Annotated in this window: 1 pseudogene; it reads right to left on the bottom strand. The window is 26.2% G+C overall.

Features of this window, described 5'->3' with window-relative positions:
• A pseudogene (locus IDG60_RS27340) lies at nt 1–511 on the bottom strand (hypothetical protein); the annotation flags it as partial.

Here is a 511-nt window from a genome sequence, read left to right on the forward strand (position 1 = left end):
TATAATTACAAGTTACATTAGGAATCAGGGACAAAAATTCTTTCTTTTTTACATTTAACATTTCAATTGCATGTCTTAAATTCTTACGTATTTTGGGAATTGTATTAATCAAATATTTTATTACATCGACAATTTTCGATGCATATTCATCATATATACCTTGAACATAGTCTGCTATTTTTTTAATACCATCATCGATATGGTCTTTTAATATTTTCATTTTTCTTCCTAAATAATTAGAAGGTAAAGCTAGACCCTGCACCATATTTTCACCGCTATAATTAATTTGATAATTTCCATCTAAAATTGTTGCATCTTGTTGCTTCATAATACTTCTAATATCTGCAATTTGCCTACCATAAATATCATTTTGATTTTTTATTTGCTCTATATTCTGTTTCACTACTTTCAAATGTTTCATCATTTCTTCAGATACTCCATCTCTGAAGTCGTGATCTATATTTTTGAAAATTTCTAAAATTTCATTATCTATACTATCATACACTTTTTC

It is taken from the genome of Staphylococcus sp. EG-SA-2 (assembly GCF_017152085.1).